Source organism: Terriglobales bacterium (genome assembly GCA_035764005.1).
Taxonomy (GTDB): domain Bacteria; phylum Acidobacteriota; class Terriglobia; order Terriglobales; family Acidobacteriaceae; genus Gp1-AA112.
In genome coordinates this window covers 12699-36060 of record DASTZZ010000052.1, presented here as the reverse complement: position 1 = coordinate 36060, position 23362 = coordinate 12699, and the positions used below count along the sequence as shown (strand labels likewise).

The window sequence follows — 23362 nt, the reverse complement described above, 5'->3', positions numbered from 1 at the left end:
ATTTCAGGGCCTTGATCAATAAAGCCGAAAGCTCATTTCGATCTCGAGTTTCACCGCGACAGGCTGGCCGTCTTTGGTCGCTGGCTCGAATATCCATTTATTAAGAGCAGCGATCGCCTGCTGATCGAGGCTGCGTTCCAGCGATTTCGTAACCTGAATATCGCGCACATTTCCACCTGAATCAACGACGGCGGAAAGCTGGACCGTGCCTGAGATTTTTTTCTTTCTTGCGCGCTCGGAATAGTCGGGCTCCTGTCGTCGAAGCGGTTGAGGAGGTTGGATGCCGCACCCGACGCGATAGACTGCCGATCCATCCTCAAGATGGGCAACGATCTCAGGAGTGCCGGAACAACTGGCGACATCGTGCGCGGGCACCTCGCGATAATCGGAGGGAACGTCGAATAGCACGGGATCAAGTGCGTCCGTCGAAATATCCGATGCCTCGGCGGTGAAGGCGGTCTGCAGTTCCTGTCCTCGGCGGCGCTTCACATCTACCTTTGCCGGAAGCAGGTCAGGAGTGAGCGTGCCATCGCTGCGAAGATAGTGATCCGGCACATCGAAGGCCCTGTTTGTGCTCGCATTTTTATCTTTGGGAGCAGGACACTCGGGCAGCCAGGGAACCTGGATGTACCATCCATCACGCTCCTGAACGAGTATCGAGGCGAGGGGCTGATTTTCCGGGCACGATTCCGGCACAGGGTCCTTGTAAATGAAGATGCGAACGTGCTGCGCGTCAAAGCCGAGGAGCTTCTGGAATTCCCCGGTCTCTTCGACTTCCCTCCTTGTTTTCATTCGGCACGATGATGGTCTCGTACTGGGAGCAGAATCGTCTTGGGCTGCCTCTGGCTCGGGTTCGAGCTCCTGTACACGATAGGTCTTCGTTTGTGGATCGAGATGTACGACGCGGTTCAGGTCGCACTGGCGGATATTCACGCGTCCGTTGTCGGGGAATTCGACGCGGATACGATCGCCATGCACATAGACGACCGTATCCGAAGTAGGCACCGGCCTTCCTGTCGTGTGCATTCGATATTTGAGATCGGCGAAGCAGAAGCTGGAGAGGAGAAGTGCTGCGACTACAAGATGGGTAGCCATAGAAATTTCCGAGACAGCGTACTGCTTCCAAAGCGGAACGTGAAGAGGAGAATTCGTTGACGGAGAGAGTGCCCTTCGGAGCCTCGGGGCGCGGTGTAGGTCAACGAATCGGAAGCCATTTACAATTGAGCCAGTTAGCTCATGGCTACAGTCACTCAAGCTGCCGCGGCGGGCGAGCGTTCGGCTACTCCTACGGTGATGCAAGCGGCCGTCTACCGCGCTGTTGATGATGTGCGCATTGAGACCGTTCCCGTTCCGGAGATTGGCGCCGGCGAGGTTCTAATTCGGGTCCACACTTGTGGAATCTGTGGGACCGACCTGAAGAAGATCCACACCGGCTCGCATTCGGCGCCGCGGATTTTCGGTCATGAGACTTCCGGCGTCATCGCTGCTGTCGGATCCGATGTCCAAGGATTTGCGGTTGGCGATCGCGTGATGGTCTTCCATCACATCCCCTGCGGAAAGTGCTTTTACTGCGAGCGCAAAGTCTTCGCCCAGTGCCCCGTGTACAAGAAGGTCGGCTGTACGGCTGGATTTGAGCCGTCGGGCGGGGGATTCGCCGAATATGTCCGGGTCATGGATTGGATCGTCCGCCGCGGGCTGGTGAAGATTCCGGAGGGGGTCTCGTTTGAGCAGGCGGCATTTGTCGAGCCTGTGAACACCTGCTTGAAAGGCGTCGAGGCGCTGCAGCTTGTCCCAGGCGAGACCGTGCTGGTCATCGGACAAGGGCCCATCGGCATCATTTTGGCTTCGCTGGCTCGGCGAGCAGGTGCCCGGGTGATTGCTTCCGATTTGTATGAGCAGCGGCTTACAATGTCTCTGGAGTATCAGATTTCCGAGACCATAGACGCCGCGAAGTCTGACATGGTCAAGGAAGTCCGCGCGCGAACCGACGGCCGCGGTGCCGATGCGGTGATGCTGGCGGTCGGCGGCAATGGTCTAATTCGGCCGGCAATGGAGGCGGTGCGATTTGGCGGACGGGTGATGCTCTTTGCACAGACGGCACGCGGTGAGGCGACAATCGATCCTGCTGCTGTTTGCGTCGATGAAAAGACGTTGATGGGCTCCTACAGCGCCTCGGTTGAGCTGCAAGACGAGAGCGCGCGCCTGGTTTTTAGCGGAGACATTGATTTTGCAGGCTTGATCTCGCACCGCTTTCCGTTGACCGAAGCGGTGCCGGCCTTGCATTTGGCTGCCAATCCGCAGCCCGATTCGATGAAGATTGTCATTCAGCCGGGCCATTGAGGAATGGCGAAGCGTCGCATCCGGCGCGTTCTAAGGACAAAGATTTGAACGGAACCATGAAGGCCGCCGTCCTCTACGGTAAGGAGGACGTAAAAATCGAGAAGGTGCCGATCCCCCGCGTGGCCGAGGGAGAGGTTCTGATCAAAGTCCAGGTGGCCCTCACCTGCGGTACCGACGTCAAGGTCTTCCAGCGCGGATACCACGCGCGCATGATCCAGCCTCCTGCTCTCTTCGGGCACGAACTCGCGGGGACGATCGAAGAAGTGGGCGCAGGCGTGAAGGACTTCCGCCCGGGAATGCGCGTTGTTGCGCTGAACTCTGCACCGTGCGGCGTGTGCTTCTTCTGCCTGAAGAAGCAGCCGAACCTGTGCGAAGACCTGCTTTTCATAAACGGAGCTTACGCCGAGTACATCAAAGTTCCCCGCCGCATCGTTGAAGTCAACATGCTGCGGATTCCCGATAACGTCAGCTTCGAAGCTGCGGCGATGTGCGAGCCGCTGGCGTGCGTCCTGCACGGATTAAACGAAACGCATCCGGAGCCGGGTGACAGCGTCGTTGTAATCGGCGCTGGTCCGATTGGGCTTATGTTCATGCAGGTTGCCAAGCTGAGCGGCACGCGAGTAATCGCGGTGGTCAAGCGCGACGAGCAGGTCAAAGATGCTCAGCGCTTCGGCGCCGATGAGGTCGTACAGATCACCGCGGTCGATGATCCTATCGAGGCAGTTCGCGCATTGACGCCGAAGCGGCGTGGAGCAGATGTCGTAATCGAAGCCGTAGGACGTCCCCAGGCCTGGCAGTGGGCTGTGGACATGGTTCGCAAAGGCGGCACCGTGAACTTCTTCGGCGGATGCGCCAGTGGGACCAAAGTGGAACTGGATACCCAGCGCCTGCATTATTCACAGATCACGCTGAAGGCGACTTTCCACCATACTCCCGAAATGGTACGCAAGGCGTTCGGTCTGATCACGCAGAACAAAATCCAGAGCTCCGACTACGTGACCGGCGAAGCGCCTCTCTCGAACCTGAAAAAAGTGCTGCAGAAGATGCTTGATCGCAGCGGCGAGATCAAAACGGCCATTATCCCGGGCCGGATCTAATTGCGGATGTCCTCGCACATGCAAAGCTCCCTCGCCCAGAGTGGAACCGGTACTGGATGGTCGGCTCTTCCTCCTGAATACGCCATTCCGCAAACCCCACCGTCGCTCGAAGAAGCGCGCGCGTATTGCGAGCGCCTGGCGCGCAGCCATTACGAGAACTTCAGCGTAGCTACATGGTTCTTGCCGGAGAAACTGCGGCCGCACTTCTACAGCATCTACGCGTACTGCCGAATCTCGGACGATTTGGGCGATGAAGTCGGCAATGCCCAGCAGTCACTCGCGCTGCTCGATGAATGGGAAGAAGAGCTGAACGCCTGCTATGCCGGAGCGCCGCGGCATCCGGTGTTTGTTGCGCTTCGGCCGACGATTCTCGAATGCAAGATTCCCCGCGATCCTTTCGCGAATCTGCTGGTTGCTTTTCGGCAGGATCAGACCGTTACTCGTTACCGCACCTTCGACGATCTGCTCGGATACTGCGTGAACTCGGCAAATCCAGTCGGTCGGCTTGTCTTGTATGCCTGCGGGTATTCCGATCCAGAGCGCCAGCAGCTTTCCGACTTCACGTGCACTGCACTCCAGCTCGCGAATTTCTGGCAGGACGTTTCGGTCGATTACCGCAAAGGCCGCATTTACCTTCCGCTCGAAGATCTCGAGCGCTACGGAGTGGCCGAAGCCCAAATTGCCGAGCGGCGTTTCACACCCGAATTCCGCCAGCTCATGCAGTTCGAAGTGGAAAGAGCGCGTGAGTGGTTCCAGCGCGGGCGTCCACTCATCGGAATGGTCGATCGCGAATTGGCGATTGATATTGAGCTGTTCAGCCGCGGTGGCGAAGAGATTCTGAACTGCATCGAGCGCCAGGATTTTGACGTGCTGCGCGCGCGTCCTGCGATTTCGAAATCGCGCAAGCTGGGCCTGGTCGCCAAAGCCGCCGCGCAGGCGCTCTGGAGCAGGCTGTGAGCGACCCGCGCATAAACATGGCGTATGCCGTCTGTCGCGGGATCGCACGACGCGAAGCGCGCAACTTCTACTACTCGTTCCTGGCACTTCCGCGCGCCAAGCGCAACGCGCTGTCGGCTGTTTACGCATTCATGCGCCATGCCGACGATTTGAGTGACGATCAAGCGCGCTCAGTCGAAGAACGCAAATCGCGGCTAAGCAGTTGGCTGGCGGAGTGGCAACGCGTCGAATCTGGGACTCCGAGCGACGATCCTGTTTTTATGGCTTTGGCCGATGCGCAAAAGAAATTCCAGATTCCGCCCAAACTTCTCGATCAGCTTGTGCAAGGAACCAGCATGGATCTTGAAGCGGCCAGGCGGGAAATCGCCCCTGAGCATCAATCGAGCGGAGGAACTGCGACTCTCGCTGTTGTTCGCGTGCACCGCACGTTTGCAGAGCTGTATCGCTACTGCTATCTCGTCGCGTCCGTCGTCGGATTGGTGTGCATTCGCATTTATGGCTATGAAGACCGCCGAGCTGAAGACTTAGCCGAGCGCTGTGGCGTGGCCTTCCAGCTGACCAACATTATTCGGGACGTGAAGGAAGACGCGTCTCTTGGCCGGGTGTATTTTCCTGAAGAGGATCTAGCAAAATTCGGCTTGGCTGTCGAAGATTTTCTGAACGATGGCGGAAAGCGCCTCGATGCGGAGCGTCTGCGCGCATTGCTCGCCTTCGAGGCAGACCGCGCGCGCGAATATTACAGATCCGGATTCGAGCTGATTCCACTCATTCACCGCGACAGCCGCGCAGCGCTGTGGGTGATGGTCACCATTTACAGCCGATTGCTAGAGAAGATTGCGAAGAGCAACTACGACGTGCTTCGTCGTCGCGTCCGCCTGAGTACTGCCGAGAAATTCGTGATACTTGGCCGCGGGGTTGTGAAGTCGATCTTTCGCACCGTGTAGCTCATCGAAATGGACAAACAACAGAGTGCCAGAGTGGGAATCATCGGCGGCGGCATTGCCGGGCTCTCTGCTGCATGCGCTCTGGCGGATTCAGGATTTGAAGTTACGGTCTTCGAGCGGCGTCCATTCGTTGGCGGACGTGCATCTTCGTACGAGCATCCGGGAACGGGAGAGACGGTCGATAACTGCCAGCATGTGCTGCTCGGCTGTTGCACCAATTTGCTCGACTTCTATCGCCGCATCGGGGTTTCCGACAAGATTCGTTGGTTCGACACGCTGACGTTCATTGAACCAGGCGGGCGCCGCTCCGAGATTGCACCGTCTGCATTACCAGCGCCGCTTCATACGGCCCCTTCGTTTTTAAAAGCAGCCTCACTCTCTGTAGGCGACAAGCTGGCAATCGCGCGCGCCATGCTCGCACTTATGGGACCGCTCCCTCCGGATAGTCCCAAGAGCTTCTTCGATTGGCTGCGTCAGCACAATCAGACACAACGAGCCATTGATCGCTTCTGGAAGGTAGTCCTGGTAAGCGCAATCAACGAGGACTTGGATCGCATCTCAGTCCGCTATGGCGCACAGGTCTTTCGCGAGTCGTTCCTGAAGTCTGCAGAAGCGGGAAAGATGGGCGTGCCCACTGTTCCGCTTTCGGACTTATACGCAAGCGCAATCGGCTACATCGAGCAGCGTGGCGGCCGCGTGTTATTGCGCAACAGCATTGAAGCCGTGGTTCCGAGCTCCGAGCAAGTTGTTCTTCAAGGGGCAGGGCTTTCGGAGTCATTCGATTACGCAATTCTCGCCGTTCCTTACTATGCGCTCGGCAAGCTACTACCTGCCCAAAATGGGACAGGATCCTTAAGCACCACACTGCGTCAGCAACTCGAGCAATTCGAGAATTCGCCAATCACAGGAATCCATCTCTGGTTAGATCGCGAGATCACCCAACTTCCTCATGCAGTGCTCCTCGACCGCACCATCCAGTGGATGTTCCAGAAATCGAAGCTCCAGCCGCAGCGGCAGCAAGAGAATTCGCAGGGCAGCTATATCGAGCTAGTCGTCAGCTCGTCGAAGCCGCTTGTCGAAATGGGACGGCAGGAGATTATTGACCTTGCCCTGCGCGAATTAGATGAATTCTTCCCTGCCGCGAAAACCGCTACGCTGTTGAAGGCGACGGTGGTAAAGGAAGTTCACGCGACGTACTCCGCGCTGCCCGGCTCGGACTCTTATCGGCCCAATTCGCGTTCACCGTGGCCAAGAATCTTTCTCGCCGGAGACTGGACTGCAACCGGCTGGCCGGCAACCATGGAAGGAGCGGTGAGGAGTGGATACAGGGCTGCAGAAGCCGCTGCTGCCTCGGCGGGCATTCAACAGCAATTCTCAGTGTTGGATTTACCTGCGAAGGGTCTGATGAAGTTGTTCGTCAGATGAGCTATCACCAGATCGTTTCGACAGCGCGACTTGCAATGATCGAAGCGTCCGCTGTTACGAGTGGAATGCCCAATGCCCGAGCCGTGGCACCGATCAATCTGTCTGCCGGATCACGCGGATATGGTTCCGGCAGTTCTGCAGCGATCGATACAATCTCGGGCGTAAGTTCCTGGATGGTAACCCCCAAACTCAATTCTTCAACAGCGGACTGCACAGTACGTGTCGTCTGAATTCTTCCCCGATAAAAGATACGTGCTAATTCCCACATGGTGATCGAGGCAATCCCGAGCCCATCGTCTTGCCGTGCCTTCTCCATCGCCAGCTTCGCCGCACGGGAGAGACGATCTGGATGCATCGAAGCCCACACAAGGATGTGAGTGTCGATGAGGATCACCGAGTCGATTCCCAGGCTTCGGGTGGATCAATCGGGGATACGATGTCTCCGACAATTTTCATTTCGCCCCGCAATCGACCAAACCACTCATCCTGCTCTTGCTCAACCGGCACAAGTTTCGCGACGGGCTTTCCACGTTTAGTGATCGTAATGGGTCTCCTAGTGCGCTGCACTTTGTCCATCAACTGCAGACACTTCGATTTGAACTCCCCGGCGGGAATAGTTTTCATGGGAGGAACTCCTCATAGTCATCTTAACATGACCATGAGCTATGTTCTGAGCAAAACAATCCCACCCAGCACCAGTATCCCCGAAATCCATCTACGCTTTGTGACGTGTTCCTTCAATATGAATTTCGCGCCAATCAGGTTCAGCAGGAAGCTCATCGACGCGGAAGCGGGAATCACGATGCTGAGGTCGATGATCGAGAGCGCGGCGAGCATGGTGAAGAAGCTGAGCGTCATGGCCGTGAGCCCGATGAAGAACCACGGTTCGGTGAGCACGCCGCGAACTACGCCCCAGAGTCCTGCGCGACGGCGGATCGCGCCGAAGTCGCCCACGCGGCGCATGGCTTTTGCCGTGGACATATCTCCCGCGGAGTTGAGGCTGACGAGCACGAGAATCATCACCCACGTGGTTAACAGGCTGTGGTGATTCACGATCGCGCCTCCGGCTTTATTTCGAGGTGGGGGCTCACGCCTTCCGGAGTCGGCACTACGGTCAGGGAGTGACCTCCTGTGATCAATCCGACACCGAGGCTGATCATCGCGATTCCAATCCAGCGTGTAAGGGGCACACGCTCGCCCAGCATGAAATGCGCGAGCAATGCGGTGAGCACGTAGCCGAAGGTTGTGGAAGGCATGATGTACGACAAATCCGCCCAGGAGAGCGAGGCAAGGTAAGAAAAGTAAAAGAGCGCCAGCAGGGCGATTCCGAGTGCTACGTAAGGATGCAGCGGAGCCAGAATCAGATCGCGCAAGCGATGGATGGAAATTTCTCCAATCTGCTTCATCCCCTTGGCGACATACACGTCACCAAACGTGCTGCCGATGACGATGAAGGCCAGCAGCAGATAACGCAGAAAGTTCATGCTGTGGACATGCCGGTGCGCAGGTGTGCTTTGTTCGACTTCTTGCATTCTCAGTGGTCGTAAAAAGGACTAGATGTGCAGGGTATCAGATGGGTTTCAATGGAGATCAAAAGCAAAACACGACACGGATCGCACGGATGTCACGGATTACACGGATTCAAAGAAACGGATTGATTTCGGCGAAGCGATTAGTAGGGAGCTGGGAGCTCATTTTGCGGATCCGTGGGATCCATAAAATCCGTGCGATCCGTGTCGTGTTTTGCTTTTAAACTGCCGACTCGGCGAACTTGGCGGGATAGGCGTACTTGCGGGCGTGGGAGTTGATTTCCTGGCGCAGGTCTTCCCAAATCGATTCGGGCATTCCCAAAAATATTTCAACCACTTTTGGATCGAACTGCCGTCCCGAGAAACGTTTGATCTCTTCGCGCGCCGCTTGCACGGTCTGGGCTGCCCGATACGGACGATCTGAGGTGATGGCATCGAGGGTGTCGGCGACCGCGAATAAGCGCGCCCCGATGGGAATGTCGTCACCTACGAGGCCGCGTGGATATCCAGTGCCGTCGTACTTTTCCTGGTGCGAATAGACGATTTCAGCGGCATCGGCGAGGAACGGAATCTTCTTCAACATGTGGTAGCCGCGGGCGCAGTGCTCGCGCATGATCATGATCTCGTCCTGCGTGAGCGCTCCAGGCTTACGGAGGATCGCGTCGGGAATGGCCATCTTGCCGATGTCGTGCAGGAAAGCGCCGCGTGCGATCACACGAATTTTCTCCCCCGACATTCCCATCGCGCGCGCCATGGCGATCGTGAATGCGGTCACGCGCTTGGAGTGGCCTTCCGTCTCGGCGTCTTTAAGATCGAGCGCATCGCCCAGGGCTTCGAGCGTGATGTCGTACGAACGCTCGAGGTCGGCCATGGTCTGGCGGAGCTGCTCCGTGCGGGCTTGAACCAGCGATTCAAGATTCGATTGATACGCGCGATTTTCCATCCGCAGCTTGCGGTGATCGAGGGCGCGCTTGACCATGGCGAGGAGCTGGTCGCGCTCGAAGGGCTTGAGCAGGTAGTCGTAAGCGCCGTTGCGGATCGCGGCCAGCGCGACTGAGATGTCGTGTACTGCGGTGACCATGATCGCGGGCATATCCGGATAGCAATCCTGCACGCGATCAAGCAGCGCGATGCCGTCCATCTCCGCCATCATCAGGTCAGAGAGCATGAGCTGGAACTCTTCGCCTGATCCCAGAATTTCCAGAGCCTGCTTGCCTGAGGATGCCTGCATGGTGACATAGCCGGCATTCTGAAGCATCGACGAGACGATCTCGCGTATCGCCTCTTCGTCGTCAACGACCAGAATCCGTTCAGGTGTCATGGATGGCTTGTGGAAATTTGGTGGAAGCTTTGTCATTCTAACCACTTTGGTCAAGGTTCCACCTCAAGCTTTTCACTGAGAGTCCCACCGGAAGTAACGCTAAGCAGAAACACAGGTGACGTTTCGAACTATCGCGTCTCTAGCCAGCCAAGCTGTACATCGGCAGACATCCTCTAAACCTGACTTCAGTCACGTCTAAAACTTATGGGTCATCTATGGATTTTCCGAATAGGCTGGTGATGAGGAAAAAGGTGATTCGGCCAGCTAATCAGCCCAGATTTGCCATGTAACAGTTACATAGAATAGAGATTATCGATGGACAAATGTGGTATCCGGATACCACATTTGACGCTTTGAGTGCCTGTGGAAAAGTTGTCCAATCCTGTGGATTGGCCCGGGCAAGTTCAAAAACAGCAAAACCTTAGACACCAAATCGACACATCTTGCGGTGCGTAGTCCTTCAAATCCACGATTATTCAGTCCCACCAGGCTACATCCAGAGCTGCACCTGAGGTGCTCCGTCCAGCAACATTCGATTGGCGACGAAACTGCTCTACTGAAAGAGGAACACGAGAAAGAGCCACGACCAAGAAGGGGTCCCCTGAATGTCCAGCCGAGTCGACGGAATCCAGCTAGCAGCTTTTCTCCCCATTATTCGTCATGCCGAGCAGGCTTCTGTCGATCATTATCGCGATGTTTTTGAAGGGAACCGCCATCGCGTGTACTCGCTTTCGTATTACATGACAGATAATGAACTTACGGCCGAGGATGTAATGTCGGCTACCTTTTGCCGCGCTTTTGCGGCCAGCCACAAGCCGGATGCGGAAACCATCGACCGTGCTCTCGTGACTGAACTGCGCGAACTCACTCCAATCGGCAACCTCACCGTCCAGTGCCAACCAGCAACTCAGGTGAATCAAGTGCGCCGCAATACCCGGCGCGCCGATCTGGAGCGCGCGGTCGTGCAACTGCCCTCGACCGAGCGGCTGATCTTCCTTATGCACGATGTCGAGAATTACGACCACGCTCGCATCGCCCGCACCATCGGAATTTCGGAAATGGAATCGAAAGCGGGCCTCTTTCAGGCGCGGCTCAAACTCAGGGAACTTCTCTCGAATTAAGCTCGGGTGCTCTGGCCATCCCGCAGGGCGAGATCGGACCAGCTTCGATCGCGCGCTGCGGGTTCACCCGATCTCCTTCGTCTTTCGCCGCTCTTCCCGCTTGCGTTTCGCCCACCCTTCCTTCACCACCTGCACGCCACGTCCAATCGCTAGCGAGTCCGCCGGCACCTCGGCGGTGATGCACGACGCCGCCCCGACATAGGATCCTTGGCCGATCTTCACCGGAGCGACCAGCGTCGAATCGCTACCCACAAATGCGCCGTCCTCGATCACGGTCTTGTGCTTGTGCACTCCGTCGTAATTGCAGGTGATCGTTCCGGCGCCGATATTCACGCCGGCTCCGATTTCAGCGTCTCCCAGGTAGGTCAAGTGATTGGCTTTCGAACCCTTGCCCAGGCGCGTCTTCTTGGTTTCAACAAAATTCCCGACGTGCGCGCCCTCGCCGATCTCGCTTCCGGGACGCACGTGGGAATACGGGCCGAGGATGGCGGCTGTGGCGATCGAGCTCTCGTCGATGATGCATCCGTACCGAACGTGTACATCGTTCCCAATTTGGGAATCGCGGATTACCGAGTACGAGCGCACCCGGCAGTTCTCCCCAATTGAAGTCGTTCCCAGGAGCTGCACGAACGGTTCGATCGTGGTGTCAGCAGCGACGCTCACTTCGTCGTCGATCACGCAGGTCTCGGGCCGAAAAATTGTCACCCCCTGGCTCATCAACGCCCGCGCCTTGCGCATGCGCATGTTGGCATCCAGGCTCACGAGTTCAGCGATCGTATTTCCGCCGAGCACTTCATCAGGATCTTCTGCGCGAATCGCCATCACTTTCTGACCTTCGGCTACGAGCAGCGCAGCCATATCCGTTAAGTAATACTCGCCGTGAGGATTGTCCGTCTGCAGGCGATCGATATGTGAAAACAGCCGCTTGGAATTGAAAGCGTAGAAGCCTGAATTGATTTCACCGAGGGTCGATTGCTCGGGCCGCAGCGACTTCTGCTCGACGATAGCGGCGACGCGATCGGTCGATCCTTCGCGCAACACTCGTCCATATCCTGTTGGATCTGCAGGGCGAGCAGTAAGGATGGTCATAGCGGCATCCTGAGCAGTGTGGAAGTCGCGGATGCGGCGAATCGTCTCAGGACGAATGAGCGGCGCGTCTCCCGAGAGCACCAGGAAGCTCCCGAAACGGGAAAGCTCGCTGCGAGCGCTCTGGATCGCGTGCCCAGTGCCTCGCTGCTCCGCCTGAAGCACAAAATTGACGCCGGTATGTGCGACGGCCGCCCGCACGCGCTCAGCTTCGTGTCCGATGATCACGAAGATGTTCCGTACCGGCACCACTTCCGCTGCAGATCGAATCACGTGCGCCAGCAGCGGCTTGCCCCCAACTTCGTGCAGAACCTTAGGCCGCTTCGATTTGAGCCGAGTTCCCTTCCCGGCAGCCATGATGGCAATTGCGAAATCCTGCGATGACATGGAATTCATGTTACGGCAAAGTGTGGCGCAGCGACGCCCCGGCCGACTCTTCAGGCGGAACTTGCGCAGTTCCGTTGCGGCACAGGGATGAAGGCTGTTTGGGTGGAAGCCCTCGACTTGAGTCGGGGGCTTGCACCAACTCGCACCAACTCCGCATTCGAACTCACCCCCAACTATTTGCATTTCTCTGCAAACGGCAGCAGCTCCCATGCATCTCACTATTTACTCCCGCGTTCTGCAACTCGGCGAATGGGGTTTGCGTATTGAGGGAGAGAGTTGTAGTTATGAGTTGCAGATTTCTTCCCGTTCAAATCTTTGTAGTCGCTGCGGTGCTGTCGATTGCCATGCTGCTCTTCGCGGCTACGCATCGTGAGAACGCGGCGGGCCCGCAGTACAAGACAGTGATCGATCTCAGCACTTCGATCCCAGCAAATTCAGAGACAATGGCGCCCCAGACGACTCTCGTGTCACCGGCTGAACTCGGCGGCGCATGGAATCTGGAAACTCTGCCCTCCACACGTCTTATCGCTCCGCTTGCCGTGATCGAAGCCGGGCACAAGAATTTTCCCGATTCGGAATCATTGATCACGATGGATGATGTCGCCACGTATGAGCGACTGCACGGCGCTGTGCCGCAAGGGGCGATGATCCTACTTGCCTCGGTGAAACCCGGAACTGATCCTGTGCTCAATCACGATGCTCTGCATTTTCTCGTTGAAGCGCGAAACGTGGTGGCGATTGGCGGCGCGGGAACGCAGTTCGTTTCCTCAGACGAGAACTCCTATCTAGCTCGGAAGGGCATCTACGAACTTGAAAACATCAGCAACCTTGCTGTTGTGCCACGGTCGAACGTAGTAGGGGTTGCAGCGCCAGAAAAAATCGCAGGAGCCAGCCAGGGGCCGGTGAGGCTGATGGCGCTGGTGAAGTAAAACCATCGGACGGCGGCTTGTCCTTGCGTAACCGCCGGCGAGACTTGGTTTCTCGCAGCGACGGATGGCTTCTTACGCTACTTGCGAATTGTTTAACAGATGCTTCTTCAGGACGTTCCCGTTGGGCAGCTTGCGATCGACGATTTCCCGGGCAGCTTTGATCGATTTCTTGATCTCGGCGGGATCGCGTTTCGAGACTTCTGCAATTTCAGGAACCGTAAATCCCTCGATGGCAAACAGAGTGAACGCCTCACGCTGTTCTGGAGGCGCTCCGGTGAGTGCCCGCTCCACCTGATTGATAAACTCATCGGAAAGCGCAACCGCTTCCGGCGTGCTGATTCCTGAATTGGGCAGAATATCTTCTTCGCTCAGCTTATCGTCCGGCTGATGGAATTGAAGATAAGCATCGTCGGATCCGGTTACGTTCTGCTTTCCCGCAGGTGCTTCGAGGCGAACGGTTGCGTTTTCATCGCCATTGCGCCGTGCGACGACCGGAATAGCTCGTAGCGCCAGTCCGTACAGCCATCGTTCTACCGAGACACGCTCGGGCCGATGCTCTTCGCCGGACAACGCACTGGCGATCGCTTCATCGACCACCTCTTCACGCCTCACCAGATTTGGTTCGAGCATTCCGGTAGCCTCGCGATAACGCAGTTCGCGGTCGATAAAGCGGTTTAGCCGAGGCAATTCGGTTGCGACGTATTGATCAATATCACGGTTGGTCAGAGTACCGCCCTGCAACGGCGTTCCGTTCGGATTGACCGCCGCCACAGTTTGCTCGAAAGGAACGCCTTTGTACTCGCGCGAGAGCCGATGCCACTTATGGCGATTTCGGAGCAGATCCTTGTGGGCGTTCAGTTGCGTAATTAGATCCCTGAAGCACGTCTTCATAGCGCCCACGGCCGTCGACGACGTATTCTGCGTCGCCATTTGTCCCGAGGGCAGCCTCAGATTTAGGGAGACGGTTATTCCGCCACCGTTTTGCGAGCTCTCGGCGACAATGCCGTGCAGATGGATAAGTTCCGGTCGAAATACTTGAAGACGTTTGGCTAGCTTTTCGGTTTGGCGTTGAACTTCTTGCTCTGTTTCTGGATTCTTCGAGGCTTTGTAGCTGAAGTGAACGTTCATGCGGGCGCCTCACGCCAGCCAGCTTGGTCCGAATGCTGCCGGACATCGAGCGCTGCCGACCGGCCCTAGCTCTTCGTGGCAGATTTTACACCTGCTCAGTGAGACGCAACCAGAAAACGCTCCGTTGCATTTCACAGTGGATAAAGGATTTCTTTCACTGGCTTAATATCCAGTTGACGTAGGCGGATCTAAAACGATCTCGGCAGCCACTGATGTATCCAAGTTCACGAGGAGGTCTTAGCGCTTGCTTCAGCGGGAAGCTAGCTGCTAGCAGCTAGCAGCTTTCCTGGCAGCTATTCAGCAGCCGCTCGCGTCTAACTGAAGTCCTGCGCAATCAGAGCCTGCGGTCCCGCAGCAGCATTGCGCCTGCCACCATCGAGGTACTCAGAGGAGAATCCGTTTGTTGCGCATCAGAGTGGCACGCAATTCTGCAGAAATCGATGGTCTACGGTCAGCGTGGGAATCCGTCGAGCGCGAACAAGGAAGCATTTTCCAGACATTTCGTTGGAACCGACTTGCAGCCAACATCTTCGCAGACCGCGAAGAGCCGTACTTCGTTTTCTGCGAGAACGACAACGGTCGTGCCTTCATTCCGGCAGTGATTCGCCGAGAACCGCAGACTCTAAGCTTCGCCGGAGAAACTTTGTTCGACTACCGCGACTATCTCGCTTGCGGCGATGCATCCGCGCTCGATTACGCTTGGCAACAGTTAAGCGCATCGGGGCTCTCGTTTACAGTGACTGCAATCTGCCACCCCGAGGCGGCAATCTGGAAGCACCTTCCCAAGACGTTCTATAGTCGCTCTCCGCACCTAAGTCCTGATGAGATCAGCGCAGACGTCTTTGCTCATAGCCACGCTCGCGCCTTCAGTCGCCTGCATAAACTCGAGCGAATGGGTCTTGAGGTCAGACAATATTCGGGCGGAGATGGAATGGTGCGCCGGATTTATGAAATGCGCTCGCGCCAATCGATTCCCGGAGAACTCTTCCACGACTCGCGCCGGGTCGAGTTTATGGTGGCGGCCTGTACGCAGGAGGGCAGCCGATGTCAGGTTTTCACCCTCGAACATGGCGGCACCCTCGCGGCAGCCGTGATCACATTTCGCGACCGGGAGCTTCGGCGCTTCTACACTACGTACTACGACCGTAACTGGGCACGGTACTCACCCGGAGTGAGTCTGCTCTTCGAGGTCGCCCGTCGATCGCTGCAGGAAGGCCTGAGCTTCGATTTGATGACGGGCGAGCAGCCCTACAAGCTGCGGATCGCACAACATGCACAGGACCTCTTCCAAGTGACAGCGACAGCAGAGCAAATGAAAGAAGCTTCCACTGCCGTGTTTGCTGCGGAACACGCCGCCTGACGGCGCTGGTGACGCCCGACCTCCTCTCCGCTTTTCTGGCTAGAGTCCTAGTCAGACCTCCCTTGCTATAGCCAGGAAAACCAGCGATGGTGTAAGCATGTCGGAAGAAAAACTGATCATCAGCACAGCTGGATCGCGCGATGAAGCTTCGCGAATAGCAAAGGCATTGGTGGAAGAGTCGCTTGCCGCCTGCGTAAACCTCACAGGCCCGATCGATTCTGTCTATCGATGGCAAGGCAAAGTAGAGAATGCGCAGGAATTCCTGTTGCTTATCAAGACGACCTCATCGAAGTCGGCAAGTGCGATTGCCCGCCTCCGCGAGCTTCATTCGTATGAAGTGCCGGAAGCAATCGAAATCGATATTGAAGGGGGAAGTGCCGAGTATCTGCGCTGGATTCGGGAGTCTGTCTGAACGGCGCAACTGACTCCGCTAAGCGTCGCGAATTTTGGCCATTCAGATTGTTACGTCAGGCCAATTGTGCCGAAACGTTTTGCTGTGAATCGTGTCTGACGCGAAATCGGTTTTTGCTCTCGGAATCTTCGGTCGCATTCTCAGTTGTCACTCCAGCTTGTATTCCCCGATACTGAGTCGGAGTTTCTTTCGTAATCTTCTTGAAGATTCTGCAGAAATACGCGACCTCTCCGTAGCCGCAGTTCGATGCCACTTCCTTCAGCGTCAGAGTGTAGTTTCGCAGCATGAACTTGGCGCGATTGATGCGGACCAGGTTTAGGTAGTCGTTAAACCTCATCAATCCTTGCTGCCGGAATAAACGCGAGATGTGATTCGGAGCCAGGCCGAAGTGCTCGGCGACACTTTCCCGAGTGAGCGGAAGTTGTGAATTCTCCTGCACGTACAAACAGATTGCCTCGTACGTGCGTGTAGCCTTGCGCGCCTGATGAGCGTTGGGCACCTTCAGCAGCCGCAAGCAGGAATGCAGCAGCGATTCAGTGAGTAAATGCGCCAGAGGCCCCTGTCCGCGATCGGCGGCGAAAACCATCAACGCCGAAAGCAGATTATGCGTAAGCCCGTCGTAGGCGCCATGAATGTGAGTTTTCACGGCGCTCACCGGCGTCTCTGATCCGCCGCTGTGCTTTACCAAACTGATGCCGATTTGTTTCGCACCAAAGAGAATCGTGAGCACCTGCAATGAGCTCGACCATTCAGGCTTGTCCCAGGCGTTTTCTGGAACAAAGACCGCCTCACCTGGTTGCGCCTGAATCCTGCACGAGTTGGAGTTCTGAGCGATCTGCAGATTCTGCGTTCCCGAAAGAGGAACATACAAGCGGGGAAAATGAGTAACGTAAGCGAGGGCCGGAGGAGCGACCGTGTCTTCGGCGAAATAGATCCGGCTCAGTCGCGCCTGCCGCAAGTAGCGTTCGAGTTGCCCAATGATCAGACTGGTGCCGCGACCGGCAGAAACAATCAATTCTCCGCTTTTTCGGTGCACGGATTGTTACCCTAGTGCAACCCCATAAACGTTGTCCACCCTTTTCTTTAGTCGGAATGGAGTAATCAATTAGTGACGAACGCGCCGGATTGTCGTATTTTTACCAGCAAGACTCCGAAAGCCAATATCAAGCCAGGGCCCCACTTCATGATTCAGTTCCTCAAGCAGCTTCGTCAGCATCTTTTAACCGGCGTCTCGTTCGCAATTCCATTCATTGCCTGCGGAGGCATCCTTATCGCTGCGTCCATTGCTTTCGCGCCGATGACTCCCCACGGCCCTGATTTCTCGCAGGCGCCCCGGCTAAAAGTAATGCTCGACATCGGCACGACCGCTTTCGCTTTGATGCTGCCGGTGCTCGCGGGATACATCGCTTATTCCGTTTCGGGAAAACCTGGGCTGGTTCCAGGATTCGTGGGTGGATATCTCTCTGGCCAAGTCAACGCGGGTTTTTTGGGAGCGATTCTCGCCGGCCTGCTAGCCGGTTACGTGGTGCAACTCATCAAGAAGATGCCGGTCCCAAAGTACATCCGCCCAGTAATGCCGATTCTGATCATTCCCATTTTGTCCGCGGGCTTTATTGGTGTTGTCATGATGAAGGTGCTGGGAGTGCCCATAGCACACCTGATGACGTCAGCCAGCGCCGCTCTGGCAAGCATGAGCACGGGCAATAGCGTGGTGCTGGCAATGCTTTTGGGAGCGATGATTGCTTTCGATATGGGCGGACCCGTCAACAAAACCGCATTCTTCTTCGGTGCGGCGATGATCCAGCAGGGCGATTATCGAATCATGGGAGCGTGCGCAGCTGCGATCTGCACGCCGCCTTTGGGAATGGGGCTGGCGACCATGGTACGCAAGAAGCTTTGGAGTCAGGAAGAACAGGAGGCCGGAATCGCGGGTGTGGCCATGGGTTTAATCGGCATCACCGAAGGCGCGATCCCATTTGCAGCTTCTGATCCTGTTCGCGTGATTCCTTGCATCGTGCTTGGCTCGATGGCGGCGGCCGTTCTCGCCATGATGGGTCATGTTGGCGATCATGCTCCCCACGGTGGACCAATCGTCCTGCCTGTCGTGGACCAGCGACTTGCGTATGTTTTTGCGATTGTCGTAGGCACGATCGTGACTGCCGTCTCGATCAATGTCGTGAAAAGCCTCTCGCGCAAGCGGGACCAGGCAGCGCAAGCGGCAGCCTAGTTACTTGGCAGCGACTGCCGCGACCTGATCTTTCTTGAACATCTGCTTGATTCCACGTAGGGCCTGACGCGTTCGCTCTTCATTCTCGATCAGTGCGAAGCGGACGTGTCCGTCCCCGTAATCCCCGAATCCAATCCCGGGACTTACCGCGACTCTCGCGTTGGTTAACAGCTTTTTCGAAAATTCGAGCGATCCCATCGAACGGTAGCCTTCCGGAATGGCAGCCCACGCGAACATGGTTGCGCGGGGAGATTCAATCTCCCACCCGATCTTCTGCAGGCCACCAACGAGACAATTACGTCGCTTCCGATACGTTTCGCAGATCTCGCGCACACAGCCTTGCGGACCTTCGAGTGCTGCGATGGCTGCGACTTGAATGGGCGTGAATGTCCCGTAATCGAAATAGCTCTTCAGTCTCGTCAAGGCTCCAACCAGTTTCGCGTTGCCAACCATGAAGCCGACGCGCCATCCCGGCATGTTGTAGCTCTTCGAGAGTGTAAAAAACTCCACGGCTATGTCCTTGGCTCCGGGAACTTGCAGGATAGAAGGAGCATGGTAGCCGTCGAAAACGATGTCGGCATAAGCAAGATCATGGACGACGTAAATTTCATTTTCGCGGCAGATGGCGATAATGCGGGCGAAGAAATCCAGGTCTACGCATTGGGCAGTAGGATTCGAAGGGAAGTTCAGAATTAAGAATTTCGGGCGAGGATACATCAGCCGAATCGCCTGCTCCAATTCCGCGGTGAAATCGACGCCTTCCCGCATCGGAATCGAACGAATGTCTGCTCCTGAGATGACAGGGCCATAGATGTGGATGGGATAGCTCGGGTTAGGCACGAGCACGGCATCGCCTCGATCCAGTACAGCAAGGCAAAGATGCGCGATGCCTTCTTTCGATCCTATGGTGACGATCGCCTCGGTATCTGGATTGAGTTCCACATTGAAACGCTTGCGATACCACTCACAAATTGCGCGCCGCAATCGCGGAATTCCCTTTGAGACGGAGTAGCGATGAGTGCTGGGGCGCTGCGCCGCCTCCACCAGCTTCTTGACGATGTGGCCAGGAGTGGCGCCGTCGGGATTGCCCATCCCGAAATCGATGATGTCTTCTCCGCGCCACCGCGCAGCCGCTTTGAGCTCTCCGATGACGTTAAAGACATAAGGAGGCAACCGGCTGATTCTGCTGAATTCGCTCATGTTTTCTAGAGTACCGGAGTCGGCACAGAACTATGTAAAGCACTCCCGGACTACTCGCCGAGACTTAACCATTTCGTGATTTCGCGATTTCGTGATTTGGCGATTGAAAATCACGCAATCACGAAATCACCAAATCGCGAAATGCGCAAAAACCCGCGCGACGGCGCGCGTCGGTCCAACCGATCCACTCAGTCCACTGTCGTGCTAGCTGTTTGCTTTATTTACTGCGCACCTCATGCGTTTCAAAAACAAGCTGCCGGATCCCGGCAAGCGAATGCTCGCCGCCGCTCTCATAATCAAAAACGACGACCTCGTTCTTACCTTTACGCATCCACTCGGCAGGCACAAAGAGGCTCTGCTGCGGACCGATTTTCCAATAACGCCCCACGTTGTGCCCATTCACCCAAACCAGTCCCTTGTTCCAGCCGCGCACATCGAGATAAGTGTCTCCGACCGTCTGCAGATTGAAGTTGCCGCGGTAGAACAACGGTCCTGGTTTGGGAGTCGAAGAGAATTTCAGCTTGGCGAAGTCGGTAAGCGGAAGAGGAACGATCTCCCAGCCAGTCAGAGTCTGGTCATTTAATGAGACGCTCTCGGTAATCCCTTTGCGCTCGCTGACCAGATTGGGACCGAAGTTCACTCGGCCCATGTTTTCAACCAAAATGTCCAGAGGCTGGGTCGCCTCCAACTCGACTTCTGCAGAAGTCTGATTCAGCCCCCGGTCGATTACCCCGAGTTGTTTCCTGTTTTGATACACAACGGCGTAATCGCGAGGCTCAGTGATCTTCAGCAGAGCCTTTCCCGAATCCGTCACCTTGGTTCGATACAGGATGAGCCCGTAACTCTGTCCGAGCATCTCCATACTTTTCACCTGCTCAGACGCTACTGGCGCGGGCAGCGAACTGAACAGACTGGCGGATTCCTTCAGCTCGAATCGCGGGATCTCGATCATCGCCGGCGCCGGAGGCGGATCAGGCAGCACGGTGCCGGGCGGCAGATGTTTCTTGATCACCTCGCGCAGCGCGAAGAATTTTGGCGTTGTCCGTCCAGCTTCATCTACGGGCGAATCGTAATCGTAGCTGGTGATATCTGGCGTATAGACGGCGTACTTATTCGCGCCGCTCATGTACCCAAAGCTGGTTCCGCCATGGAACATGTATAGGCTTACCGAGATTCCCTGACCCAGCATCCAGTCCAGCCCTTTGGCCGGAACATCTGCGGGAACGGTATGGTGATTCTGACCCCAGGCATCGAACCATCCCACCCAATATTCGCCGCACATTTTCGGAACGTTCTGGCGAAATTGATCGAAGCGCGCGAATTCCTTTTCGGGAGGATCTGTTGCTCCGAAATTGATTGCCGAAAGAACATCGGGCAGCGTACCTTGCGCAAGACGGCTGGCGCCATCGGCGGTGTAGAGGGTCACATCGAATCCCGAATCGACGATCATCTTGCGAACAGCGTTCATGTAGTTCTTGTCGTCGCCGAACGAACCGTACTCGTTCTCAACCTGCGTCATGATGATCGGGCCACCATGCGTGATCTGTAGCGACGCGAGTTCCTGCCCAACGCGCTTCATGTACCGCTCGGCCGCAGCAAGAAAACGCGGATCGGTGCTGCGGACTTTCATGGCCGGCGCCGCCAGCAGCCATGCAGGAAAGCCACCGAAATCCCACTCCGAGCAGATGTACGGGCCCGGCCGAAGAATCACCCACAGCCCTTCCTCCTGCGCAGTGCGGATGTATTCCGCAACATCGAGATTGCCGCCGAAGTCGAACTCACCCGGTTTCGACTCATGCAGGTTCCAGAAGACGTAAGTCGTCAACGTGTTCAAGCCCATCGCCTTCATCAGGCGCATGCGCTGCCGCCAGTACGGACGCGGCACGCGCGCGTAGTGCATCTCGCCGGAGATGATCTGGAAGGGTTTGCCGTCCAGCAGAAAATGCTGTCCGCTCCAGCTGAAGGTGCGCGCCGGTTGTTGCGATTGCGCGGCATGAAGCACGCTTGCGCTTACGATTATGAGCAGCAGGATCTGAATTCGTATCAAACGTCGCAACGGGATAGACATTCTCGAAGCAGCTCCACGTCAATTTAGTTGGTTCGACCAAGAATATACATGCCAGTGTTTGTGGGGATATGGAGCGCATCTTTTGCGCGAAGGATCTCCCGCGATGCTTAAGGCAGAAATGCCGTGAATTGGCTCTTGACCAAGAAACGCCACGCGCATGGGCCCAGAGCCTGGAAAGTGCAATCCAAGTGCAATCCAGTTTGAAATATTCCGGGAGATCCTTCGCGCAAAAGATGCGCTTCAGGATGAGAAGAGGATTGAGAGCGTTGCCAAACAACAGCACAGCTCGACGAGATTTACGCGGCGCTTGGAATGCCTGCTACATTATTGCGAACTGATATCAGAGCACACCGGACGATGAATGAGACTCGTTCATAACGCCACGAATGGCAAGCGATCGACCTATGTCGGCCTAATCACCGTCGTCGTGTTCCTGTCCGCAGTGCTCTGCATTGCGGATTCATCGCAGGCGGCAAAGATCACGATCGAGGGCACCGTGAGAACTGCAGCCGGTGATCCGGTTGCCGAAGCCCTCGTCACGCTGCGGCAAGTAGCTGAGACGAAAGTTGCAGAAATCCGTGCTGACGCTCATGGCTCTTTCGCGTTCACGATCTCACAGCCGGGCACGTTTACTCTCTCTGCGGAGAAGTCAGGATTTCGAAAAGGCGAGCCGCAGTCGATATCGGCGCAGAAGAGCAGGAACCATATTGATCTGGTGCTCACTCCGATCCAGTTGGAGTCGGCAAAGATGGAATTCGACGACAAGCCGAATTTCTCCATAGCCGGCGTGACCGACTGGAGCGGCGCCGGCGGACATGGTTCCGAAACGGGACTGCGCACGAGCGAAGCTCTAACCAGGCAAACGCTCGCTCTCAACGCAAACGCAGCGAACGCCGGGGAGCCGACATCAGGGAATCGCGAGAGCGAAGCGGCACTCCGCGACGAACGCGAACAGATTCAGAAGTCCCTTGCCGGAGGCGATCAGGCCGATTTACATCGCAGGCTGGGAGACATCGACGAGCGCCTGAACGACCCCGTTGCGGCGGAACATGAGTATGAACAAGCTGTCCGCATGGATCCGAGCGAAGGTAATTACTTCAGTTGGGGAACGGAGCTCCTGCTCCATCGCGCTTCTGCCGCCGCAGTTCAGGTTTTTGAGAAAGGAGTCGCGGGGCATCCGAAGTCGGCGAGGCTGCATGCGGGATTTGCCGCCGCACTGTATGCCAATGGATCAGTTGAGCAGGCAATGGCGAGTGCTTGTCGCGCTTCTGATCTTGAACCGGATCGTGTTGAGTTTTACGCGCTCATGGCCGAAATGGAAAAGACGGCGACCTCCACATCTCCGTGCATTGCTCAGGATTTGAAACGATTCCTGACTCTCCAGCCCGAAAACGCATTGGCCAATTACTACTATGCTATGACGTTGTGGAAACAGCAACGCACTTCGCCTTCATCTCCACAAGTCGCCAATGTGGAGCGACTCTTGGAGAAAGCAGTCAGCTTGGATTCCCATTTCGGTGACGCCTTTCTACAGCTCGGAATGCTTCACGAACAAAATGGCGAGGCGGAGCAGGCAGTCAACGATTTTGAGTCCTGCATTGCAACGTCGCCTAACTTGGCCGAATGTCATTACCGATTGGGCCTGGCCTACCGACGTCAGGGTGAAGCCGCGAAAGCAGACGCAGAAATAAGGAAATACCAGCAAGCGCAGTCGGCCGAAAACGCCAACATCGAGCGTAAGCGAAGCAGTCTCCGGCAATTTTTGGTAGTGCTTAAAGACAGCCGGAGTCAGTTCACGAAAACCCAGTTCATTAATCAAGCGAGGTGACTG

Annotated in this window: 22 protein-coding genes; 11 read left to right on the top strand and 11 right to left on the bottom strand. The window is 56.3% G+C overall.

The genetic code is table 11. The features are described from left to right. Nucleotides 1-15 precede the first annotated feature (15 nt). Nucleotides 16-1095, bottom strand: a complete 1080-nt coding sequence (locus VFU50_07640; GenBank protein HEU5232713.1) for an energy transducer TonB — start codon at nucleotides 1093-1095, stop codon at nucleotides 16-18. Nucleotides 1096-1236: 141 nt separating this feature from the next. On the opposite strand from VFU50_07640, the gene VFU50_07635 reads away from it, so the two are divergent. The 5 genes from VFU50_07635 to hpnE are packed head-to-tail and all read left to right on the top strand — an operon-like array spanning nucleotide 1237 to nucleotide 6763. After that, nucleotides 1237-2340, top strand: a complete 1104-nt coding sequence (locus tag VFU50_07635; protein ID HEU5232712.1) for a zinc-dependent dehydrogenase — start codon at nucleotides 1237-1239, stop codon at nucleotides 2338-2340. A 56-nt stretch (nucleotides 2341-2396) separates the two neighbouring features. Next, on the top strand, nucleotides 2397-3437 hold the full coding sequence (locus tag VFU50_07630) for a zinc-binding dehydrogenase (protein ID HEU5232711.1): 1041 nt from the start codon (nucleotides 2397-2399) through the stop codon (nucleotides 3435-3437). An 18-nt stretch (nucleotides 3438-3455) separates the two neighbouring features. Next, nucleotides 3456-4394 (top strand): squalene synthase HpnC, encoded by a 939-nt coding sequence (hpnC, locus tag VFU50_07625; protein HEU5232710.1) that lies wholly within the window; start codon nucleotides 3456-3458, stop codon nucleotides 4392-4394. Beyond that, nucleotides 4391-5338 (top strand): phytoene/squalene synthase family protein, encoded by a 948-nt coding sequence (locus VFU50_07620; protein ID HEU5232709.1) that lies wholly within the window; start codon nucleotides 4391-4393, stop codon nucleotides 5336-5338. Before hpnC ends, VFU50_07620 begins: the two co-directional genes overlap by 4 nt. A 9-nt stretch (nucleotides 5339-5347) precedes the next feature. Continuing rightward, nucleotides 5348-6763: a hydroxysqualene dehydroxylase HpnE gene (gene hpnE / locus VFU50_07615; protein HEU5232708.1), complete on the top strand. Its 1416-nt coding sequence runs from the start codon at nucleotides 5348-5350 to the stop codon at nucleotides 6761-6763. A gap of 4 nt (nucleotides 6764-6767) precedes the next feature. Here hpnE and VFU50_07610 read toward each other — a convergent pair whose 3' ends face one another. From VFU50_07610 to VFU50_07590, 5 genes are all read right to left on the bottom strand, one after another. After that, nucleotides 6768-7157, bottom strand: coding sequence for a type II toxin-antitoxin system VapC family toxin (locus VFU50_07610; protein ID HEU5232707.1), 390 nt, complete (start codon nucleotides 7155-7157; stop codon nucleotides 6768-6770). After that, on the bottom strand, nucleotides 7154-7387 hold the full coding sequence (locus VFU50_07605; protein ID HEU5232706.1) for a type II toxin-antitoxin system Phd/YefM family antitoxin: 234 nt from the start codon (nucleotides 7385-7387) through the stop codon (nucleotides 7154-7156). The genes VFU50_07610 and VFU50_07605 overlap by 4 nt, the downstream gene beginning before the upstream one ends. A 39-nt stretch (nucleotides 7388-7426) precedes the next feature. Then, entirely contained in the window at nucleotides 7427-7816 is a 390-nt protein-coding gene (locus VFU50_07600) for a hypothetical protein (GenBank protein ID HEU5232705.1), read from the bottom strand. Next, on the bottom strand, nucleotides 7813-8295 hold the full coding sequence (locus VFU50_07595; GenBank protein HEU5232704.1) for an EamA family transporter: 483 nt from the start codon (nucleotides 8293-8295) through the stop codon (nucleotides 7813-7815). Before VFU50_07595 ends, VFU50_07600 begins: the two co-directional genes overlap by 4 nt. Before the next feature lie 217 nt (nucleotides 8296-8512). After that, on the bottom strand, nucleotides 8513-9613 hold the full coding sequence (locus VFU50_07590) for an HD domain-containing phosphohydrolase (GenBank protein HEU5232703.1): 1101 nt from the start codon (nucleotides 9611-9613) through the stop codon (nucleotides 8513-8515). A 605-nt stretch (nucleotides 9614-10218) separates the two neighbouring features. Between VFU50_07590 and VFU50_07585 the strand changes: the two genes are divergently transcribed. Continuing rightward, nucleotides 10219-10734: a sigma-70 family RNA polymerase sigma factor gene (locus tag VFU50_07585; protein ID HEU5232702.1), complete on the top strand. Its 516-nt coding sequence runs from the start codon at nucleotides 10219-10221 to the stop codon at nucleotides 10732-10734. A 63-nt stretch (nucleotides 10735-10797) separates the two neighbouring features. Here VFU50_07585 and glmU read toward each other — a convergent pair whose 3' ends face one another. Next, nucleotides 10798-12207 carry a bifunctional UDP-N-acetylglucosamine diphosphorylase/glucosamine-1-phosphate N-acetyltransferase GlmU gene (gene glmU / locus VFU50_07580; protein HEU5232701.1) on the bottom strand — a complete coding sequence of 470 codons (1410 nt, stop codon included), beginning with the start codon at nucleotides 12205-12207 and terminating at the stop codon, nucleotides 10798-10800. A 284-nt stretch (nucleotides 12208-12491) separates the two neighbouring features. On the opposite strand from glmU, the gene VFU50_07575 reads away from it, so the two are divergent. After that, nucleotides 12492-13136: a cyclase family protein gene (locus tag VFU50_07575; GenBank protein ID HEU5232700.1), complete on the top strand. Its 645-nt coding sequence runs from the start codon at nucleotides 12492-12494 to the stop codon at nucleotides 13134-13136. A 72-nt stretch (nucleotides 13137-13208) separates the two neighbouring features. Here the strand turns inward: VFU50_07575 and VFU50_07570 are convergent, their stop codons facing one another. Next, entirely contained in the window at nucleotides 13209-14264 is a 1056-nt protein-coding gene (locus VFU50_07570; protein ID HEU5232699.1) for a sigma factor-like helix-turn-helix DNA-binding protein, read from the bottom strand. A 400-nt stretch (nucleotides 14265-14664) separates the two neighbouring features. Between VFU50_07570 and VFU50_07565 the strand changes: the two genes are divergently transcribed. After that, complete coding sequence (locus tag VFU50_07565) at nucleotides 14665-15624, top strand: GNAT family N-acetyltransferase (protein HEU5232698.1); 960 nt, start codon at nucleotides 14665-14667, stop codon at nucleotides 15622-15624. 97 nt (nucleotides 15625-15721) lie between these two features. Then, complete coding sequence (gene cutA, locus VFU50_07560) at nucleotides 15722-16036, top strand: divalent-cation tolerance protein CutA (protein ID HEU5232697.1); 315 nt, start codon at nucleotides 15722-15724, stop codon at nucleotides 16034-16036. A 55-nt stretch (nucleotides 16037-16091) separates the two neighbouring features. On the opposite strand, the gene VFU50_07555 is transcribed toward cutA, so the two are convergent. Then, nucleotides 16092-17072 carry a helix-turn-helix transcriptional regulator gene (locus VFU50_07555; GenBank protein ID HEU5232696.1) on the bottom strand — a complete coding sequence of 327 codons (981 nt, stop codon included), beginning with the start codon at nucleotides 17070-17072 and terminating at the stop codon, nucleotides 16092-16094. A gap of 147 nt (nucleotides 17073-17219) precedes the next feature. Here VFU50_07555 and VFU50_07550 point away from each other — a divergent pair, with 147 nt between their 5' ends. Next, nucleotides 17220-18263: a fructose-specific PTS transporter subunit EIIC gene (locus VFU50_07550; protein HEU5232695.1), complete on the top strand. Its 1044-nt coding sequence runs from the start codon at nucleotides 17220-17222 to the stop codon at nucleotides 18261-18263. Here the strand turns inward: VFU50_07550 and alaC are convergent, their stop codons facing one another. Further along, the gene (gene alaC, locus VFU50_07545) at nucleotides 18264-19463 is read right to left on the bottom strand and encodes an alanine transaminase (protein ID HEU5232694.1); all 1200 of its coding nucleotides are present in this window, start codon (nucleotides 19461-19463) and stop codon (nucleotides 18264-18266) included. It lies immediately after the preceding gene. A gap of 217 nt (nucleotides 19464-19680) precedes the next feature. Then, a complete protein-coding gene (locus tag VFU50_07540) occupies nucleotides 19681-21531 on the bottom strand; it encodes a glycoside hydrolase family 35 protein (GenBank protein HEU5232693.1) in 1851 nt (616 codons plus the stop codon). Between the two features lie 361 nt (nucleotides 21532-21892). Here VFU50_07540 and VFU50_07535 point away from each other — a divergent pair, with 361 nt between their 5' ends. Then, a complete protein-coding gene (locus tag VFU50_07535; GenBank protein ID HEU5232692.1) occupies nucleotides 21893-23359 on the top strand; it encodes a carboxypeptidase regulatory-like domain-containing protein in 1467 nt (488 codons plus the stop codon). Nucleotides 23360-23362 lie beyond the last annotated feature (3 nt).

Excerpts from the sequence above, each read along its gene's own strand:
- VFU50_07640 (HEU5232713.1), bottom strand. The coding sequence starts at position 1,095 with ATGGCTACCCATCTTGTAGTCGCAGCACTTCTCCTCTCCAGCTTCTGC.
- VFU50_07635 (HEU5232712.1), top strand. The coding sequence starts at position 1,237 with ATGGCTACAGTCACTCAAGCTGCCGCGGCGGGCGAGCGTTCGGCTACT.
- VFU50_07630 (HEU5232711.1), top strand. The coding sequence starts at position 2,397 with ATGAAGGCCGCCGTCCTCTACGGTAAGGAGGACGTAAAAATCGAGAAG.
- hpnC (HEU5232710.1), top strand. The coding sequence starts at position 3,456 with ATGCAAAGCTCCCTCGCCCAGAGTGGAACCGGTACTGGATGGTCGGCT.
- hpnE (HEU5232708.1), top strand. The coding sequence starts at position 5,348 with ATGGACAAACAACAGAGTGCCAGAGTGGGAATCATCGGCGGCGGCATT.
- VFU50_07605 (HEU5232706.1), bottom strand. The coding sequence starts at position 7,387 with ATGAAAACTATTCCCGCCGGGGAGTTCAAATCGAAGTGTCTGCAGTTG.
- VFU50_07595 (HEU5232704.1), bottom strand. The coding sequence starts at position 8,295 with ATGCAAGAAGTCGAACAAAGCACACCTGCGCACCGGCATGTCCACAGC.
- VFU50_07590 (HEU5232703.1), bottom strand. The coding sequence starts at position 9,613 with ATGACACCTGAACGGATTCTGGTCGTTGACGACGAAGAGGCGATACGC.
- VFU50_07585 (HEU5232702.1), top strand. The coding sequence starts at position 10,219 with ATGTCCAGCCGAGTCGACGGAATCCAGCTAGCAGCTTTTCTCCCCATT.
- glmU (HEU5232701.1), bottom strand. The coding sequence starts at position 12,207 with ATGTCATCGCAGGATTTCGCAATTGCCATCATGGCTGCCGGGAAGGGA.
- VFU50_07575 (HEU5232700.1), top strand. The coding sequence starts at position 12,492 with ATGAGTTGCAGATTTCTTCCCGTTCAAATCTTTGTAGTCGCTGCGGTG.
- VFU50_07570 (HEU5232699.1), bottom strand. The coding sequence starts at position 14,264 with ATGAACGTTCACTTCAGCTACAAAGCCTCGAAGAATCCAGAAACAGAG.
- cutA (HEU5232697.1), top strand. The coding sequence starts at position 15,722 with ATGTCGGAAGAAAAACTGATCATCAGCACAGCTGGATCGCGCGATGAA.
- VFU50_07550 (HEU5232695.1), top strand. The coding sequence starts at position 17,220 with ATGATTCAGTTCCTCAAGCAGCTTCGTCAGCATCTTTTAACCGGCGTC.
- alaC (HEU5232694.1), bottom strand. The coding sequence starts at position 19,463 with ATGAGCGAATTCAGCAGAATCAGCCGGTTGCCTCCTTATGTCTTTAAC.
- VFU50_07540 (HEU5232693.1), bottom strand. The coding sequence starts at position 21,531 with ATGTCTATCCCGTTGCGACGTTTGATACGAATTCAGATCCTGCTGCTC.
- VFU50_07535 (HEU5232692.1), top strand. The coding sequence starts at position 21,893 with ATGAGACTCGTTCATAACGCCACGAATGGCAAGCGATCGACCTATGTC.